The 1,825-nt window shown below is 52.8% G+C and carries 2 protein-coding genes; one reads left to right on the top strand and one right to left on the bottom strand.

Annotation, left to right across the window (positions count from 1 at the left end):
* The coding region (locus ACTHUT_RS19520) for a metallopeptidase TldD-related protein (protein WP_440419485.1) at window positions 1-1,076 on the bottom strand (1,076 nt) is incomplete at its 3' end.
* 124 nt (window positions 1,077-1,200) lie between these two features.
* Between ACTHUT_RS19520 and yjgA the strand changes: the two genes are divergently transcribed.
* Window positions 1,201-1,734, top strand: a complete 534-nt coding sequence (gene yjgA, locus ACTHUT_RS19515) for a ribosome biogenesis factor YjgA (protein WP_250599998.1) — start codon at window positions 1,201-1,203, stop codon at window positions 1,732-1,734.
* Window positions 1,735-1,825 lie beyond the last annotated feature (91 nt).

Genomic DNA, 1,825 nt, shown 5'->3' with positions numbered 1-1,825 from the left:
TCTTTCAACAGGTCGGCCTGCGTGGCGTGGGTGTGGTTCAGATACAGATTGTGCGCGCCGCCGGCGTTGCCCGTTGTCTGCATGCCGAGTTTTTTCGCGCTGTAACTGCTGAGGAAATAGCCTTCGATGATACCGTCTTTCACCACAAAACGCGGCTGCGTGGCGACGCCTTCGGCATCGAAATAAGTGCTGCGGAACGAGCGCAGGATATGCGGTTCTTCGCGCAGACTGAGAAATTCGGGTAGCACCTGTTTGCCGATGCTGTCAATCAGGAAGCTGCTTTGACGGTAGAGCGCGCCGCCGCTGAGTGCACCGATAAGGTGGCCGATTAAACCAACGGCGACAGTGGTGTCGAACAGTACGGGATAGCTGCCGGTCGGAACGCTGCGGCTGTTCAGACGGCGTAAAGTCCGTTCGGCTGCGGTTTTACCGATAAGTTCGGGCGTGTCCATGTCTTCGTGACGGCAGGAAGAATCGTACCAATAGTCGCGCTGCATGCCGTGTTCGTCGCTGGCGACCACGCTGCAAGAAATGCTGTGGTGCGTGCTTTGCTGGTGTGCGGAAAAGCCGTGGGTGTTGCCGTAGACGTATTGGTAATGGCCGGTATGAACCGATGCGCCTTCGGAATTTTCAATGCGTTCGTCCGTTGACAGAGCGGCCTGTTCGCATTGTTTGGCCAAATCAATGGCGGATTCGGTACTCAAATCCCATTCGTGGTAGCGGTCGAGGTCGCCGATATGGGTTGCCATCAAGGCAGCATCGGCAAGGCCGGCGCAATCGTCTTCGGCGGTATAGCGTGCAATATCGATGGCGGCTTTGACCGTATCTTGCAGGGCGCGTTCGGAGAAATCGGCAGTGCTGGCGCGGCCTTTGCGTTGGCCGACATAGACCGTAATGTCTAAAGATTTATCTTGTTGGAACTCGATTTGTTCGATTTCGCCCAAGCGCACGCTGACGCTTTGACCGAGCGATTCGCTGAAATCGGCTTCGGCCGAGGTGGCACCGGATTGTTTGGCCAAATCCAGCGTGTGTCCGCACAAGCGCAACAGCTCGTCCGGTGTGTGGTTAAACAGCATAAAAAGGTTTCCTGACAGGGTTTTGCGGCATTTTAACCGTTTCAGACGGCCTCTGCAAAAATCGCACGGAAAGGCCGTCTGAAAACTGATAAAATAGGCAGATTCAGAAAATCATGGAAACACAATGTTTGAACAAGAAGACGAATGGGTCAGCAAAACCCAAATGAAAAAGCAGATGAACGATTTGCAGGCTTTGGGTATGGAATTGACCAAGCTCTCCAGCGATACGTTGAAAAAAATCGGCTTGGACGAAGAGCTGTTTGAGGCCATCGCCACCTATAAAAAAATCACGTCCAACAGCGCGCTCAAACGCCAAGCCCAATTTATCGGCCGCCTGATGCGCGATACCGACCCTGCGCCCATCGAAGCCTATTTGGCCAAACTGCGCGGCGACAATACGGCGCACAATGCCTTTTTGCAACGCGTCGAGCAGGCGCGTACCCGACTGTTGGCAGACGATGGCGCGATTACCCAATTTATGGCCGATTTTCCGCAAACCGACGCCGGCAAATTGCGCACCTTGATCCGCAATACCAAAAAAGAGCAGGAACAAAACAAACCGCCGAAAAACTTCCGTGCGCTGTTCCAAGAAATTAAAGCAGTGATGGAGACCGGTCAATCCGATGCTTCAGAAGAAGGGCAGGATTGGGAAGAATAAACCTTAAGGCCGTCTGAAAACCGATTGCAGGTTTCAGACGGCCTCCTCCTTAAAATAAACGCTTCAAAAATATTAATTTTCTCTTTATTTA

It is taken from the genome of Neisseria sp. P0022.S010, assembly GCF_051956635.1.
Note: the sequence above shows the minus strand (reverse complement) of the source record. Positions and strands in the feature narration are given on the sequence as shown.